General features: G+C 55.0%; 10 protein-coding genes. 8 read left to right on the forward strand and 2 right to left on the reverse strand.

From position 1 onward, the window contains the following. The first annotated feature begins 219 nt into the window (after positions 1 to 219). Positions 220 to 414 (forward strand): YgaP family membrane protein, encoded by a 195-nt coding sequence (locus ACP5OT_RS04310; protein WP_424677592.1) that lies wholly within the window; start codon positions 220 to 222, stop codon positions 412 to 414. Between the two features lie 436 nt (positions 415 to 850). Then, on the forward strand, positions 851 to 1,171 hold the full coding sequence (locus ACP5OT_RS04315) for a hypothetical protein (protein ID WP_424677591.1): 321 nt from the start codon (positions 851 to 853) through the stop codon (positions 1,169 to 1,171). Between the two features lie 32 nt (positions 1,172 to 1,203). On the opposite strand, the gene ACP5OT_RS04320 is transcribed toward ACP5OT_RS04315, so the two are convergent. Next, positions 1,204 to 2,184 carry a glycosyltransferase gene (locus tag ACP5OT_RS04320; protein ID WP_428113014.1) on the reverse strand — a complete coding sequence of 327 codons (981 nt, stop codon included), beginning with the start codon at positions 2,182 to 2,184 and terminating at the stop codon, positions 1,204 to 1,206. Positions 2,185 to 2,260: 76 nt separating this feature from the next. On the opposite strand from ACP5OT_RS04320, the gene ACP5OT_RS04325 reads away from it, so the two are divergent. From ACP5OT_RS04325 to ACP5OT_RS04350, 6 genes are all read left to right on the forward strand, one after another. Next, positions 2,261 to 5,170: an insulinase family protein gene (locus ACP5OT_RS04325; RefSeq protein WP_428113016.1), complete on the forward strand. Its 2,910-nt coding sequence runs from the start codon at positions 2,261 to 2,263 to the stop codon at positions 5,168 to 5,170. Between the two features lie 613 nt (positions 5,171 to 5,783). Further along, positions 5,784 to 7,364 carry an amidase gene (locus ACP5OT_RS04330; protein ID WP_424677359.1) on the forward strand — a complete coding sequence of 527 codons (1,581 nt, stop codon included), beginning with the start codon at positions 5,784 to 5,786 and terminating at the stop codon, positions 7,362 to 7,364. Between the two features lie 645 nt (positions 7,365 to 8,009). Beyond that, positions 8,010 to 9,527, forward strand: a complete 1,518-nt coding sequence (locus ACP5OT_RS04335; RefSeq protein ID WP_424677358.1) for an arginine decarboxylase — start codon at positions 8,010 to 8,012, stop codon at positions 9,525 to 9,527. A 293-nt stretch (positions 9,528 to 9,820) separates the two neighbouring features. Next, the gene (locus ACP5OT_RS04340) at positions 9,821 to 10,501 is read left to right on the forward strand and encodes a response regulator transcription factor (RefSeq protein WP_424677357.1); all 681 of its coding nucleotides are present in this window, start codon (positions 9,821 to 9,823) and stop codon (positions 10,499 to 10,501) included. Positions 10,502 to 10,513: 12 nt separating this feature from the next. Further along, positions 10,514 to 12,658 (forward strand): ATP-binding protein, encoded by a 2,145-nt coding sequence (locus tag ACP5OT_RS04345; RefSeq protein WP_424677356.1) that lies wholly within the window; start codon positions 10,514 to 10,516, stop codon positions 12,656 to 12,658. 275 nt (positions 12,659 to 12,933) lie between these two features. After that, entirely contained in the window at positions 12,934 to 14,007 is a 1,074-nt protein-coding gene (locus ACP5OT_RS04350) for a hypothetical protein (RefSeq protein ID WP_424677355.1), read from the forward strand. 12 nt (positions 14,008 to 14,019) lie between these two features. Here the strand turns inward: ACP5OT_RS04350 and nadC are convergent, their stop codons facing one another. Then, positions 14,020 to 14,883 (reverse strand): carboxylating nicotinate-nucleotide diphosphorylase, encoded by an 864-nt coding sequence (gene nadC / locus ACP5OT_RS04355; RefSeq protein WP_424677354.1) that lies wholly within the window; start codon positions 14,881 to 14,883, stop codon positions 14,020 to 14,022. Positions 14,884 to 14,901: the final 18 nt, after the last annotated feature.

Genomic DNA, 14,901 nt, shown 5'->3' on the forward strand with positions numbered 1-14,901 from the left:
TGCCGATGCCCAAAACGCTTTGCGTCCTTTGCGCCCTTCGCGCCTTTGCGTTTACTCCCTCTGCGTCTTTACTCGCTTTGCGTCTGAGTGATAAGCCGTGCGGCATTTGACTACCGCACTCCAGATTCCAGCCAACGTGACTTTGTCACTGATCGACGCTGGCCGTTTGGCTATAGTAGTAATAGGCATAACAGGAATACTATGACGAGGAGGAAAGCAATGACACCAAATATGGGGAATGTTGACCGGATCGCGCGCGTCGTTATTGCGCTTCTGTTCATTGTGATGATCGTGACCGGTGTGTTGTCGGGTGCGCTGGCATGGATCGGCGGTATTCTCGCTATCGTCTTCCTCGTCACCAGTGCAATTGGTTTCTGCCCACTCTATTTGCCGTTCGGCATCAAAACACGCTAATCTTGCTGCGATCCCGTGAGCGGCGCGAGGCAACTATCGCCTCGCGCTATTTTTTTGATTAGAGGTGCGTAGTTCGGTAACGGTATGGTCTCCTATGGTTCGGGGGCTGATCGATGGAAGGTTATCGGTTCACCTCAAGCGCATCGACAAAGACTGTGAATAGCCGTGGATGATGACTTCAGATGTTCATTATCTTTGTCAAGCCGATCCACAACTGCTTCACAATTGCCTTCTAAAGTAGAAGTTAAGAAGAACACAGCATGACAGAGGTGGGATATGAAGCAAACCAATCAAAACTGGCGCAATTTTCTTATCGACGGTGTGATGTTTGTCGCCTTATCTGATCGCGACTGCACCACGCTTTAACAATCCGCTTTGGTAGCAGCACAGATCGAAGAGGTGACGTAATGAAACGATTGGACGAATCCTGATTATTGTGGGTGTGGCGGTGTTGGTGGCGATGGGATTTAACTGGCTGCGGGTGAATAATCTGTTGCCGGTGACGCAGATGGTGAGTCGTGAAGAGGGGTTTCGTGGGCGTGAACGTGGTGAGTTCGTATTCGGTGGAGAGCAGGGTGGCAGGGAGTTCGTCGGGCGCAGCGAGCACCACATCGACGAAGTGCCGTCGTTGGCTCATATAACCGATATGGGTGAGGTGCTGATCAAGATCGTAGTTATTACCATTATTGTGGTGCTCATTGACCGAATCAACCGGTTCGTCAAACGTCGCCGGCGTCCGGTGGAGGCCACACCATAAATTGTGTGGGGTGAACAACCATCACCACCGCATTATGCTGCGGCCCTCCCGTTATGCTGAAGCCGTCGCCACAAACCAACCGGATAGCCAACCATCTTGGCCGCGTCGCCGACCAGCCGGATCAGGGGGACCAATGCCAGCGCGAAGAGCCTTTCGCCGAGCGGTCGGCCGCGGAGCTTCGACCAAAGTCGGCGATAAGGACCACGGGTATACGCAGCGACCCCTAGCCCGATCAACGCTCCAATCGGTGCTCGTAGGCGCGGTTGGTTTAGGGCAATCCCCATTAGCCCACTGAGCGTCAGATAGACGGCGTATCGCAGCGCGTGACGTTGTGACCACAACCCGGCCCGACCATCTCCGCGAGCGTAGAGGTAATACTGGCGAATAAAGGCTCGGAGGGTGGAACGCGGTGCAAAGTGTACCACCGCTTCTGGGACAAAAACGCGGCGAAAGCCGGCGCGCTCAACGGCCAAATCGAAGAGCAGGTCTTCGCAGTGGCTGGCCCATTCGGGAAAGCCGCCTACTGCTTCCCATACCTCTTTGCGAAAAGCCATTGATTTACCGAAGGGTAAGAATGCGAGCGGATCGATCTCGCTGCTGCGACGATAGTTGGTTTCGCCCAGGACAAGCGCAAACAGTGAGCGCGGCGTGGGATGGAAGAAGCCGCCAACCAGATCGGCGTCGCCGGTTTCGAGCGGGGCGATAATGCGGGCGAGCCAGTGCGGATCGAGGATCAGACCGGCATCGGTACTGGCGATGAGCAAACCTCGTGCGTGACGTATCGCGTTGTTCCGCCCTGAGGAAATATTGTGTCCGCCACGAACCAGTTTGATCCGAGGGTAGCGCGCAGCGTAGGCGGCAACGATGGCCGGTGTCTCATCAACACTCTGGCAATCATTAATCACGATCTCGTCGGCAGCGCGTGTCTGCATTAACATTGAATCAAGCAGCGCGGCAATGTTATCGGCTTCGTCACGCACGGTGCAGATAATCGAAACGGTGTGTTGTTGCATAGGTGCCACAAAGTAAAGCCTTCTGGTACAATACCATTGAGCACACCAGGAACGTATTGTACCAGATGAGGTTGTCATGACGAATCTGTACGGATTTGAGCTACTGCGCGATGAATTCATCCCCGAACTCAATACACGCGCTCGTTTGTATCGTCATATCAAGACCGGCGCTGAACTGCTCTCGCTGGAAAATGACGATGAGAATAAATGCTTCGGTATCACCTTTCGGACTCCACCCCGCGACTCGACCGGCATTGCCCACATTCTCGAACACTCGGTCCTCTGTGGCTCGCGTAAGTATCCGGTTAAAGACCCATTTTTTACCTTGGTGAAGGGATCGGTGCATACCTTCCTCAACGCCATGACCTACCCGGATAAAACAACCTATCCGGTTGCGAGCACCAATTTGAAAGACTTCTACAATCTGGTCGATGTCTATCTCGATGCAGTCTTCTTCCCACGTATCACGCCCGAAGTACTCAAGCAAGAGGGTTGGCACTTCGAACTGCCGGCGCCCGATGCACCGCTCACCATTAAGGGCGTGGTCTACAACGAGATGAAGGGCGCCTACTCGTCGCCCGATGGGATGCTCTATCGCTACTCGCAGCAGTCGCTCTTCCCCGATACAACGTATGGCCATTCATCGGGAGGCGATCCTCTGGCGATCCCTGATCTAACGTATGAAGCGTTTAAGCGCTTTCACGAGACTTTGTATCATCCTTCCAATGCGCGTATCTTCTTCTACGGCGATGATCCGGTAGAGGAGCGATTGCGCAAACTCGATGAGTATCTGAGCCAGTTCGAGCGCATCGATCCACCCTCTCAGATCGAAAAGCAGCCCCGTTTCAGCGAGCCACGTGTCTTGGAGTATACCTTTAGTGCTGCCGATGAGTCCCAGCAAAAGGGCATGGTGATGCTCAATTGGCTCCTCGATGATAATCGCGATCCGACCGAGCTGATGGCGCGCGAGTTGTTGGGCTACATTTTGCTGGGGAATGCAGCAGCGCCGTTGCGCAAGGCGCTGATCGATTCCGGGTTAGGCGAAGAGGTCATTGGCGGGTATGAAAGTGATTTGCTGCAACAGACCTTTTCGGTTGGAATGAAAGGGATCGATCCGGCAAATGCAGGGCAGGTTGAAGAGCTGATCCTGCGTACCCTCAACGAACTTGCCGAGCAAGGGATCGATACCGAGACGATAGCAGCAGCCTTTAATACCTTTGAGTTTAGCCTGCGCGAAAACAACACCGGTAGCTTTCCGCGTGGTTTGGTGTTGATGCTGCGCGCGCTGAGTACATGGCTCTATGATGATGACCCGATTGCACCGTTGCGCTTCGAGGCTCCACTGGCGGCAGTGCAGACTGCCGTAAAGAACGGCGACCATCTCTTTGAGCGTATGATCCGTGAGCTGCTGCTCAACAATCCACACCGGACGCGCGTGACTTTACGCCCTGACCCCGAACATGCTGCCCGTTTGGCCGCTGCCGAGCAGGCCCGGATTGACGCCTTCGCCGCGACCCTCGATGAGGCCAAGCGCGTGGCGCTGGTCGCCGAGACGCAGGCGCTCGTCGAATGGCAGCAGACGCCCGATCCGCCAGAGGCGTTGGCGACGATTCCGACCCTGCGTTTGTCAGATCTCGACCGGACGATCAAGCGGATTCCGACCGATATTGATGAGCGAGGTGGCGTAACGCTTCTGCGTCACAATCTATTTACCAACGGCATCGTTTATCTCGATCTGGCTTTTGATCTGCGTGCCTTACCACCGCACTTACTGCCCTACGTGCCACTCTTTGCCCGTGCCCTCACCGAAATGGGTACGGCCACCTCCGATTTTGTCCGTTTACTCCAGCGCATCGGGCGTGAGACCGGCGGGATCGCCGCTGCGCCGATGACGGCAACCGACCTTGTTTCGGGGCAGCCGGTTGGTCGGTTGATGGTCCGTGGCAAAAGTACGCTCGGCCAAGCCGGCGAGCTATTCCGCTTGCTCAGCGAGATTCTGTTAACGGTGAATCTCGATAACTGTGAGCGCTTCAGGCAGATCGTTCTGCGCTCACGGGCCAACCGCGAGTCGTCACTCATACCAGCAGGCAATGCGTATGCTCGCCAACGTCTTGCTGCACGGTTTGCTCCGGCGGAATGGGCCGAGGAACAAATGAGTGGGGTTTCCGCCATTTTCTTCTTGCGCGAGCTTGAGCAGCGTGTGCAGCACGATTGGCCAAGTGTGTTGGCCGACCTTGAAGCGGTGCGGACGGTACTGATCAATCGGCACGGGTTGGTGGCGAACCTGACCCTTGATGCCAGTGGGCAAGAGATGATCATGCCGATGCTGACGGCATTTCTTGCCGAACTTCCTGATGTGCCCTATACGCCGGTGCAGTGGTCGGTAAGTAGTGTTGACGGTGGTGAGGGGTTGATCATTCCGGCACAGGTGAATTACGTTGCCAAAGGGGTAAATCTCCATGCCTACGGCGTTCGGCCCGGTGGCTCGGCGATGGTGGTGTTGCGCCACCTGCGCATCGACTACCTGCTCGACCGCATCCGTATTCAGGGTGGGGCGTATGGTGCCGGCGGTAGTTACGACCGCAGCACCGGCCTGTTCATTACTACCTCGTACCGTGACCCCAATCTCTTGCGCACGCTCGATGTGTACGACGAGATGGCGACCTTCTTGCGTGAAACGGCGCTCGATCCGGCGACGGTCGAACGGGCGATTATCGGCACTATTGGCGATATGGATGCCTACCAGTTGCCGGATGCCAAGGGATACACCGCGCTGGTGCGCTACCTGACCAGCGTGAGCGACGAGTATCGCCAGCAGATTCGTGATGAAGTGTTGGCGACCACCCCGGCCGATTTTGTTGCCTTCGCCGAAGCTGCCGCAGCGTTGCGTGATCACGGTCACGTTGCGGTGTTGGGTTCCGCCGAGGCGATCGAAGCGGCCAACCGTGAACGACCCGGTCTGTTGAACCCGGTCAAGGTTTTGTGACACTATTATGCGTAGTCCGGTTACATCTCTGCATTGTGGCAGCGGAGCTAGACGCTAGGCTTTACAAAGGTACATTTTAGGGTGTCATTAAACTCACCGAACCTTTTAGGTGTATAGGGCAAGTGGCAAAGCTGCACGGTGTCACCGTCACGACATGGTAACAAAACAATGGGAGTACGAGGGGCGATTGATGCCGGTTGTACGAACGGACCGCAATCGTCGCTGTCCCTGCGCACGGGCGATGAGCGACGTGAGCGATGGGGCATAGTGAAGCTACGGCGAACCGCTCCGGGACGCACCTCGGTATCGCGGATCGCTCCTTCCCCACAGAGCTGTCGGTGTTCGGTCGATGGCATAACGAACGAAACGCGCACGGTGCATAGTCGAACCTGGACGTGCCTGGCGTGTAGCGCTGTTCGTGGTCTGGACCACACCCCAGCGCGCAATCGCAAACGGCTGGCAACTGCACCTGCCCTCCCTATGACGAGTCTGACCGATAGCAGGGAGAGGTGGGTGCTCTCGGCAGCAGCAACGTGGCGGTTGTCAGCGACGATTGCTTTGTGCAATCGGGGCAGGAACAGGCCGTCGCGCATGTTCTGGATGGCAGAAAACTATGAGTAACCTGGATCCAACTAATGCGATAGGTGTGCTCGCCTATGAAGCGACCATTGCCCAGCTGCAAGCGGCTATGGATAGCGGCGCGATCAGCGCTGAAGCCTTGACGATGGCCTGTCTCGAACGTATTGAAGCGCTTAATCGGGCGGGACCGTGTCTTAATGCGGTAATCGAGATCAGCCCGTCAGCACTCAAAACGGCGATTTCCCTCGATACCGAGCGTAATGCGCAAGGGCCACGCAGTCCATTACACGGCATTCCAATCCTCCTGAAAGACAACATTGACACGCTCGATGATACCGCCACAACGGCCGGTTCGTTGGCCCTACTCGGTTCGCGACCGGCAACCGAGGCGACGGTTGCGTCTCGGTTACGGGCTGCGGGGGCGGTGATTTTGGGCAAAGCTAACATGAGCGAATGGGCCAACTTCCGCAGCACCGCATCCTCAAGTGGGTGGAGTGCGCGCGGCGGGCAGGCACGTAATCCGTATGTTCTCTCGCGTAGCCCCTGTGGGTCAAGCTCAGGCTCGGCAATTGCCGTCGCTGCCAGTATGTGTGTGGTCGCTATCGGTACCGAGACTGATGGCTCGATTTCGTGCCCGTCGGCGTTGTGCGGAGTGGTGGGGATTAAGCCGACGGTAGGGCTGACCAGTCGTGCCGGGGTTATTCCGATCAGCTTTACGCAGGATACCGTCGGGCCACATGCCCGTTGTGTCGCCGATGCCGCCACGGTGCTAGGTATCATTGCCGGGCCTGACCCGCGTGATCCGGCGACAGCAGCAGCGGCCGACCATGTTCGCCCCGACTACCGCACCTGTTTACAAGCCGATGCGTTGTGCGGGGCACGGATTGGCGTGCTGCGCAGCGAACGCTTTGCCGGCTTTGGTCGTCACGTTGAACAGGCCTTTGCGAACGCATTGACTGCGATGATTGATGCCGGCGCGCATATCGTTGATCCGGTAACGTTACCTAATGAACTGCTCGCTTTTAGTGAGGCCGAATTGACGGTGCTCATTTACGAGTTCAAAGATACGCTCAACCGGTATCTTGCCTCTCGTGTACCCGATCCGCAGGCTACCGCTCCGCCACCGCGTTCGCTGGCCGAACTGATTGCCTTCAATGAGCGGTATGCCGAGCACGAATTGCGGTTCTTTGGTCAAGAGCTGTTGTTGCAAGCAGCAGCAGTCGGTGATCTGAATGATCTGGCGTATCAGCAGGCGTTAGCCGCTAGTCGTGATACTGTGCGGCAGGCGCTCGATACCGTACTTTACGAAAAGCAGCTTGATGCGTTGGTTGCGCCGGCCACAGGTTTGGCCTGGCCGATTGATCTCATTGCCGGTGATCGCTATCCCGGCGGCAGCAGCTCGCTCGCTGCGCGAGCTGGCTACCCGATGGTTACGGTGCCGGCAGGGATGGCATTTGGTTTGCCTATCGCTATCAATTTCATCGGTGGAGCGTGGTCAGAACCAATGCTGATCAGATTAGCGTATGCCTTTGAGCAGGCAACTCGTTGGCGTCATCCACCAACGTATCGGCTGTGGCTCGAAGGAGACAATGAGCTGCCTACGGTGACCGCATAGTACTCGCCTTAGTATAGGGCGCAGCATCGCGTGGTGTGCTACCGGACGATGCCGTCGGCATGCCACGGTATCCCTCCTTTTCGACAAAACTGTTGCGATGAGTCCTATTGACGTTCCCGCGTATTAGATGTACAATGTGCATCCGGTTGAGCCAATCGACCGGGTCATTCGCGCCCCCCGTTACGTTTGGGTTACGGGTTTCGCGTTTCGGGAAGGCACCCGACACACGTAACACGCAACACCGAACGCCGAGCGGAAAGCGCCGTTGTCGCGACAAGTGTCGCCTTGGATGGGAGACGGCGTCGGGTGGGCTAGTGTGAGGCAGTATGGACGGCGCATACAACATACGCGCGATTCAGCGCTTCCCAAACTGCACACATGCATGCCGCGTATTGGTGCGCATCGCCTGCTAGCCGCGCCCGAGTGACGCTGCGCACTCCTGCTCCCCCGGCCACTGCATCAGGTGCAGGGCCTTTTTTGATCCCCAAGTGCTGAATCGCTTGCTAGCCAAGGGTTGATCGTTACCGTGGTTGCGGTGACGGTAGTCGCTGTGTGTCAATGATCTTGCCCGCGAACGGTGGGAGAGGGCTCGTCTTGTCGTGTGTTCGCTTTGCGGGTTATCGCCCGCTGCTATGATGGAGGAATGTGGTACAGTTGAAGACGCTAACTTTTGCCGACCTGATTACACAGCAGACCGGCTTTGCCGGTGAGGGCCGCCTGACCGATTTCGTGAGCCGCTACGACGGTGAGCTCTACTTCGGCGATCGTCTCAACTTAAACCGGTTGGTGCGCCAACACGGTGCGCCGCTGGAAGTGGTGTACACCCCGCAGATTACCATGCAGGTGCAGCGTATGCTCAACTGGGCTGCGCAAGCACGTAGTGCAACCGAGTATCCAGCAGTATTTCACTATGCCTATGCCACGAAAGCTAATTTTGCTGCTGAGGCTGTTCAAACAGCGCTGGCTGCCGGTGCTCACTACGAAACCTCCGCAACGACCGATCTGATTATTGCCCATGGCCTCTGGCGGCAAGGAATCTTGCCCCGTGATCGATTTATCTTTTGCAATGGCTCGAAAGAGCCGGCCTACCGTGAAGCAATCCGCAATATCCGTCTCGACGGTTGCGAGACGGTAATCCCAGTTCTCGATGATCTTGCCGAACTGCGTGATCTACTGGATACGCCGGTGCCACTCCAGTTTGGCGTGCGCGAGCGGGCGGCCGGTAATCGCGATGGGCGTCACCCCGGCAATGACCGGTTCGGTCTTACGGCAGCCGAGATCGAACAGGCTGCCGATCTTATCGCCGATACTCATCACACGTTGGTGCTGTACCACGCCATGGTTGGTAGCCAGATCGAAGACGAAGACCATTTTCTAAATACATTGCGTGCCTCGGTGGAACATTACTGCCGTCTGCGTCGGCGTGTGCCAACCTTGCGCTACTTCAATTTCGGCGGTGGGATGCCAACAGCGGGGTATCAATTAACCTTCAGCTTCGATTACCGGCGCTTTCTGAGCCGGCTGATGATCACCGTGCGTGACCTCTGTGCTGAATATGGCGTACCGACCCCTGAGTTGATCGGTGAGTTTGGGCGCTATACAGTCGCGACGCACAGTGCCTATTTGGTAGAAGTCGGTGCTGTCAAAGCTGGACAAGCAGGTCAACCTGATTGGTATCTGGTCAACGGTTCGCTGATGGTGATGCTCCCTGACACACTCTTTGTCAGCGGACAAGAGTTCGTGATCTTGCCGTTAACCGATTGGGACAAGCCGATACGTCCGGTGCGGCTAGCCGGTCGGCGTACCTGCGATAGCGACGATATCTATCCACGGCCCGAACAACCACCCCTCTGGTTGCCGACGACCGATGGTGGTCTGATCTTGGCGATCTTCGGGATTGGGGCGTATCAGCAGATGATTGCGGGACGTGGTGGTGCGCACCATTGCCTTACTCCAGAAGCGGCACGTTTCATCGTCGAAGAGCGGAACGGTCGGCTCAGCTCACGTCTCACCCCACAGCAAGATCAGGTGACGATTATGCGGTTGCTCGGGTATCGTCCGCAACCGACAGCGCTGCCGGCACCGTTGCCGTTCCGTCAGCCGGTGCGTCCGGCGGTGTTACCGGCTCGACGGCGGGTCCGCGAACGGGCATTATTGGTGTAGCAGTCGTCACAGTTACAATTGTCGGTGGGTCGAAAGGAATATTTCGGCCCACCTTTTTTTGTTGCTTCGGTACTTTTGAATAAGCAGGTTTATTTCACAGCTCCTGTGGCACGGTGTGTTTATACTACAAAAATAGTAAGCATGTCACTGCGCCTACCGCTACCGAATGCGGTAGCGGGTACACGAGTTGTAATTTTCACCCTAGCCAAAATCGCGTTGTGAGTGGTACAATGAATAAGCTGTAATGTACGGAGTTGATCGGTGTCTCCAATAATGTCAAAGAGGATGGTCCTATGAATATTTTAGTTGTTGATGATGATGTTCCAAGCGCCAAACTAACCTCTTACGTTCTCGAAGAGGCAGGCTACCGTGTCCTGCGCGCACATGATGCGACCAGCATTATGCAGATGATCGAGCAGCACAATCCTGACCTCATCCTGCTTGACATTATGATGCCCAAGATCGACGGCTTCGATGTCTGTCGGCAGATCCGGCGCAGCTCTGAAGTACCGATCATCTTCCTCTCAGCGCGTTCGCAACTGCAGGATCGCGTCATGGGGTTGCAAATCGGGGGCGATGATTATTTGGTCAAACCTTACGAACCGTCGGAGTTGCTGGCCCGTGTAGAAGCGGTATTGCGGCGGCGGAATGCCGATGTGCTCAACACCTCAACCCGCCTCAGCCAAGGTGATATTACACTCGATCCCGTCGAGCATAAGGTTATCTTTACCGATGGACGCACGGTTGAACTGACTCCCCTCGAATTTCGCCTCCTCTATTATCTGATGAAAAATGCGGGGCGGATTTTGAATGTCTCCCAAATTCTCAGTAAAGTCTGGGGCTACGACTACGAAGGTGAAAGCAACTTGGTGGCCGTGTACATTCGCCGTCTCCGCACCAAAATCGAGGAAAATCCCAACAATCCCCGCCATGTGATCACCGTTCGCAATCTTGGTTACAAGTTTGAGCCATAAGGTAAGAGTAGTTTGACTGACACCATGTGGTCTAATACCGAACGACTACAAACATTCCTTCGTCGTCTCCTACCGTTACCGGCATTAGGTTTAGGCTGGATACTCACACAACTCGAATTCTCATCGCTGCTATGGTGGGGCATCATCGCATATGGGGTGTTTACTATCGTCTGGTTACGGTTGCTCCGCCAAGAGCGCCTGAATGCCGGGCGGCTCTTGATCGGTGCGGCAATTGGTGATCTGCTAACAATTATCTGGTTTGTCAGCGTAGCCGGTTTAACGCCAGCACTGGTTATTGTGCAAGGTGTTGGTGCTCTACGTGCATGGCGTTACCGGTTTGTTTCATTTTGGCCGGCATTGATCCCGATTCTGATCGGGGTTGGGTTTGTGCCATCTGTAACTGCTCCACTCGTGGCCGTCTCGCCGAAAACCCTCTTTTCGTTTGGCAGTGTCTTGCTAAGCGGGCTCATGTTGATCGCTGTGCTCTTTGTGGGCAATCGGCGTAATCAGGCGGCGCGCGAATGGCGGATACGTTACGACCAGCTCCGGCGTGAGCAGAAGCAACAAGTGACCAATCTCGAGGCCGCGAACAACGATCTGCGTGATCGTTTACGGCGAATGGAGGCCTTAGGCGAAAGCCTGCGGGCAATTAGTAGTTTGCTGAGCCTTGATGATGTCTTACGCCAGATTCTTGATTCACTCAGCTATATGGTGGGGTTGCAGCGGATTGACGATGCTGCGTTGAGTCTGATCCATGGCGACGCGCTCGAACATCGAGTATTATATGCCGATCGCCATACCACCGATTGGGCGGATTCCTTGGCACAAGCTGTGATGACCAATAAGTGTACCGTCTCGATTGATCTGCACGAAATAGGCCTGTGCCCAGAGTGGGTGACCCTGACCGCCCACAATTTCCGCTCAGCCCTAAGTGTCCCCCTCTTTGATCCAGATCAACCCAATTGTGTGCGTGGTGCGTTGAGTATTGTGAGCCGGCAAGAAGGGGCTTTCTCACCAAGCGAAGAACGCCATCTGATATCGTTTAGCATTCAGGCCATGATCGCTATTCGCAATGCCGAGCTGCACGTCCAATTGAGTAAACAACGTGCTATGTTGAGTGCTGTCTTGCACGACATGGCCGATGGCTTGATCGTCTATGACGATCACGGCGAGATCTATCTCGACAATGCAGTTGCGCGGCGTGCGCTCCAGTACAGTGCCGAACATCAAGGTATACTTCACACCCGACTCGCTGCATTTGCTACTCAGTTGTTCCAACGCGGCGAGTCACTGAGTGAGGAAGTAGAAGTAAAAGACGCTGATGGTGCGCAAGCGCGGTATTATCGGATCCAAGGTACCCTTGTCAATCCATCATCGGAGACGCGCCTGGCAGTCGTTGTGCTGCATGATATTACCGATCAGAAATTACGGGAACAGCAACGACGCGACTTCATGGCGAAGGTATCGCATGAATTGCGAAATCCATTACATACATTGCAAGGTTTTCTGAATCTGTTTATCAAGGAGAGTAATAAGGTCAGTAATCTTAATGAACGACAAACTGAGCTGTTGCAAGAAGTCAACGATAGCGTTAATGTGCTCAAGAAGCGCATCATCGACTTGATCGAATTAAATCGCTTAGAAAGAGGTCAGTTTACTATCACTCCGATGCGCACAAATATCATTGATATTATTATTACCAGTTGTATCCAACAACGACCGAAAGCGCTAGAATACGAAGTTGAGCTGATCACAGATATACCGGATCAGTTACCGCAGGTTATTGTCGATGCAGATCGGATCAGGCAGGTCTTGACCAATTTGATCGAAAATGCAACGAAGGCAACACCACGAGGTGGAAAAATCATTGTGAGTGCAGAACAACAGCAGGATAAGATTCTGATTCACGTTACCGATACCGGTAAGGGTATTGCGCCTGAGTATTGGGATAAGATTTTTGCCCCCTTTTATAGCAGGGGCAATGGTATGTTGGTCGGTGAAAATATGGGTGTTGGTTTGACGATTTGTAGACAGTTAGTCGAGGCGCATGGTGGTAAGATCTGGGTTGCGTATAGTGAGGTTGGGAAAGGGACACGTTTCTCGTTTTCCTTGCCGCTAGAACATGAACGTAGTTTTGGTAGTACCGCCTCGTCGTAATCTTTGCTTGAACGGTGGAAACGGACCGTTGGCGTAGGTGTCGAGCTATACGTAATGGCGTTCTCCTCTGACAAAATTGTTACATGAATAAACGGTTACAATGTGCTACACTTTTTGCAGACTGATTTTGAGCGCATCAAAACCGGTAAATCGCAAGAAATCGGCAAGATGGTATCTCACAAATGGTTTCGTTGTTACCGTTCTTGTTCACACAGCTTCTGTATCGGAACGATATGATGGTTGCCTAAAACATCATTCGGGACAGGAGAGTCGGTGTGAAAGTTGCTATTATTGCACTACCTAGCACACACGACAACCATCTACCACCGTTAACTGTTGCGTATGTAGCGGCAATGCTTGAGCAGCGCCGTGCGATTGTACGGATCTACGACCGTGCCCTCGATCCGCAAGGGAGTTGGGAGGATATTCAGCGCCGTCTCCAGACCTTCCAGCCGCAGCGCGTGATCGTTGCCGGTGACGATACGAACGCTATCGAGCAGGCTGTTAGTCAGCTTCACCAGACCTACCCCGATATGTTACCGCTCTTCGTGCGCCGGACCGGGAGTGAAGCGATCGCAGCCGTGACCAGTGTGCTTGCATGGTTTGACGGGACAAATCACTCGGCTGAGGTGTCGGCTGATGAGCTGGCCTACCCGGCTCGTCATCTCCTTTCGCTTGAACACTATGCATTACGTGCGCCAGGTAGCGAAGTACAAACACCGGTCGTGATTGGTTGGCGCTTCCACGGACGTTGGTATCTTCGTGAGCCACGACAGATCGCTCAGGAGCTACGCACGCTGAGTGAAGAGCTAGGTATTCGCCACGTTCTGTTTTATGAACCGGAACTGACCCTTGATACGCAATGGTTCGCGGAATTTGTTGACTACCTCGCCCGTGCCAATCTGCCGGTTAAATGGCAAGCTACTGTATCGATAGTTCAGCTCAGTGAAGAGCAGATTCGGCATCTGGAACTAGCCGGTTGCGAGGCACTCACCTTTGTATTGACGGCGACGAGCGTCTTTGATTCGGCAAAGAGTCGTGCCCAGGTGCGTAAACTGATCGCAGCTATCCGCGAGCAGGGCATCTATACTCACGCGACGGTGTTGCTTGAGCCGCCATACGAATCGATCGGTCGTCTTGTTGATGTTGCGGCAACACTGGGTCTTAACGATGCCTCGTTTCAGCTTATGCAAACGCTCCGGGTCGGCAATGATGAGCAGGAAATTCAAAACTTTGCTCGTCAGCGCTATAACGAGGGCCGTACTCGCCAACGACTGATTGAACGGTTTGGCCCGGCGCTCGGAGGGCTGCTCTGGCAATTGCGGGTTCAGCATCTGGCCAAAGAGTGACGGTGTAGATGGCTATCCTCGTTGTTCCTCGGTACAATCCAACCCAATGTCGAGTGCGCGTACCGAATGGGTCAAGGCTCCTACCGAGATGTAATCAACACCGGTTTCAGCAATCGCGCGCACTGTCTGTAAAGTGACGCCACCGCTGGCTTCGGTTTTCGCCCGTCCACCAACCGCCTGTACCGCTGCTCTGAGCTGGTCGAGTGGCATGTTGTCGAGCAGGATCAGATCGGCTCCGGCTTCAGCAGCAATAATGGCATCGGTCACGCACTCTACCTCAACTTCGAGCCGCACCATTGGCCCGATCTGAGCGCGTACACGGGCGATAGCAGTCGCCAGATCAACCCCGTGTGCGGCAAGGATCGCCAGATGATTATCTTTCAGCATCACGCCATCGTAGAGACCGAAGCGGTGATTACGACCACCCCCCATTCGTACTGCATACTTTTCGAGCACGCGCAGACCGGGGGTTGTTTTGCGGGTGTCAATGATCTGTGCGCGGGTACCGGCGATAGCCGCCACATAGTGGGCGGTAAGGGTGGCGATCCCGCTTAGCCGTTGCAGCAGATTGAGGGCCACCCGTTCCCCACTGAGAATCGAACGGGCCGATCCGGTGAGGGTTGCAACTGTTGTGCCGGCGGAGACGGGGGTGCCGTCGGTGATATGGCACGTGACCCGTACCGTCGGATCGAGCTGGCGGAAGACTGCCGCAACGAGGGGTAAGCCGGCAATAACACCGGCTTCGCGCGTCACAATGTAGGCTGTGGTTGTGATATTGGCCGGAATAGCAGCCAGTGTGGTAATGTCGCCGTTACCAATGTCTTCAGCGAGCGCTTGGCTGACAATGGTGTCGATCAGGTGAAGTGGTATATCCATAATCTATCCTTGCGTCTC

The organism is Chloroflexus sp., assembly GCF_049970315.1.
Classification (GTDB): domain Bacteria; phylum Chloroflexota; class Chloroflexia; order Chloroflexales; family Chloroflexaceae; genus Chloroflexus.

Coding starts and splice junctions, on each gene's coding strand:
- ACP5OT_RS04330 (WP_424677359.1), top strand. CDS start 5,784: ATGAGTAACCTGGATCCAACTAATGCGATAGGTGTGCTCGCCTATGAA.
- ACP5OT_RS04340 (WP_424677357.1), top strand. CDS start 9,821: ATGAATATTTTAGTTGTTGATGATGATGTTCCAAGCGCCAAACTAACC.
- ACP5OT_RS04325 (WP_428113016.1), top strand. CDS start 2,261: ATGACGAATCTGTACGGATTTGAGCTACTGCGCGATGAATTCATCCCC.
- nadC (WP_424677354.1), bottom strand. CDS start 14,883: ATGGATATACCACTTCACCTGATCGACACCATTGTCAGCCAAGCGCTC.
- ACP5OT_RS04320 (WP_428113014.1), bottom strand. CDS start 2,184: ATGCAACAACACACCGTTTCGATTATCTGCACCGTGCGTGACGAAGCC.
- ACP5OT_RS04310 (WP_424677592.1), top strand. CDS start 220: ATGACACCAAATATGGGGAATGTTGACCGGATCGCGCGCGTCGTTATT.